The organism is Pseudomonadota bacterium (assembly GCA_010028905.1).
In the GTDB taxonomy this organism is placed as follows: domain Bacteria; phylum Vulcanimicrobiota; class Xenobia; order RGZZ01; family RGZZ01; genus RGZZ01.
On the sequence record RGZZ01000778.1, the window covers coordinates 1 to 1,507 of the forward strand.

Below are 1,507 nucleotides of genomic sequence, written 5' to 3' on the forward strand. Positions count from 1 at the left end.
CCTGTCGCTGCGCCACCACCTGTCGCTGCGCCACCACCTGTCGCTGCGCCACCACCTGTCGCTGCGCCGCCACCTGTTGAGGCGTCAGGCGTCGTTTCTGGCGGGGCTGAGCAACTGGAGACGAGGGCCAGAAAGAACAGGCAGCGCATTGGGCTGTGCATGCACGACGACCTTTCTCCTCCGCTCGCTGAAACGCAAACTCAGGCGGTGCCGGTGATGGGCATCGGCGCCGTGCGCGTGCGGAGACGGCGTCCACCCATGACTGTTCACTGCCTCCACTCGACGTTCACCTCGAGCCGCCCCAGCGACACGCACCCCGCACCATCCGCGAAGGTGACGTCGCGCACCTCGAGCGCCCACGAGCCCTTCTTCGGAGACCCGTGGTACTCGTTCTTCGCAAGCCTCAGCCTCGAGTGAAACCACGACCGGCTGCCTGCGGCTCTGCGGTGAATCGAGACGGCCACCTCGTCGCTCGCGTACCCCCATTCGTCGATGGGCGTCGTGACCACGAGGCGTGCAGGCTTGCCATCCACCTCTCCAGTGAACGCAGCGAGGAGAAGGCTGTGGCCCTCGGGGCCTCGCACGCCCGCAGTCTGGCCGTCGAGCACCAGCCCGGTCAGGTGCAGGCTGCGACACGTCGGTGACGCCGTGCGCCGCTCGCGAGCCGGAGGCATCTGCCCGGGCACGGTGAACGGTGTCGTCCCGCGTCGCGAAGCGGCGAGCTCGCGTTGCTGCTGAGCGAAGCGCACGTCGGTGTCCCGTTGATCCGCGCGGTCCTGCTCCTTGCGAACGCGCGCCTGCTCGACCCGTTGGGTCTCGAAGCGTTGCGTCTCGATTCGACGCGTCTCGAGCTGCTGTGAGAACTGCCGTTCCTCGAACTGACGATTCTCGAGTTGCCGAGCGTAGAAGTCGTCCTGAGCGAAGGCGGCGGTGGCGAACAGTGAAGCGAAGACGAAGCAGAGGTGTGAGCGCATGAGGGCTCTTCTCGCAAGGTGCGCGCCGCGCGGAACATCAACGAATGCGGACTCCTGCGTACCTCTGGCGTCTCACCTGAGGGACTGGTTCTTCTTTGGCGGACGCCCGACGTGCCGTTCGACGAACTGCCCATCGGCCACGGTCAGGCCATGCGCCATCCACTGAATCGACCCACAGCGACATGGTGCGCTCCGCGTCGAGGCGCGAATCGACCCCATGGCGCGCGTGCTCGACACCCCGCAACGGCAACGCGCTCGAAGTGCCCCCTTTGGCACCTCGAGCGCGTTGTCCCCCACGACCTCAGAAGGTGATTACTTCGACTCGCCGACCAGGCGCTGCACCGCGAGGATGCCCGTCTCAGCGCCCGACTTGCTGACGTACATCTCGCTGCGGCCGATGACCGCGCCGTTGGTCGCCTTGAGCACGAAGTACGAGTTGCCGTCGGCCGCCGCGCGCACTTCGTAGCGGGCCACGACCGCGCCGTTGGTCTTCACCGAGGCGATGCCCGCGTTGGCGCTGGTCTTCGTGGTGT

General features: G+C 66.9%; 2 protein-coding genes and 1 pseudogene. 1 reads left to right on the forward strand and 2 read right to left on the reverse strand.

Translation table 11 applies throughout. The features are described from left to right. A pseudogene (locus EB084_25215) lies at positions 1-87 on the forward strand (acetyl-CoA carboxylase biotin carboxyl carrier protein subunit). 179 nt (positions 88-266) lie between these two features. Here the strand turns inward: EB084_25215 and EB084_25220 are convergent. Both EB084_25220 and EB084_25225 read right to left on the reverse strand, forming a co-directional pair. After that, positions 267-974, reverse strand: a complete 708-nt coding sequence (locus EB084_25220; GenBank protein NDD31565.1) for a hypothetical protein — start codon at positions 972-974, stop codon at positions 267-269. 312 nt (positions 975-1,286) lie between these two features. Then, positions 1,287-1,507: DUF1508 domain-containing protein (locus EB084_25225; GenBank protein ID NDD31566.1), on the reverse strand; the 221-nt coding region annotated here is incomplete at its 5' end.

Excerpts from the sequence above, each read along its gene's own strand:
- EB084_25220 (NDD31565.1), bottom strand. The coding sequence starts at position 974 with ATGCGCTCACACCTCTGCTTCGTCTTCGCTTCACTGTTCGCCACCGCC.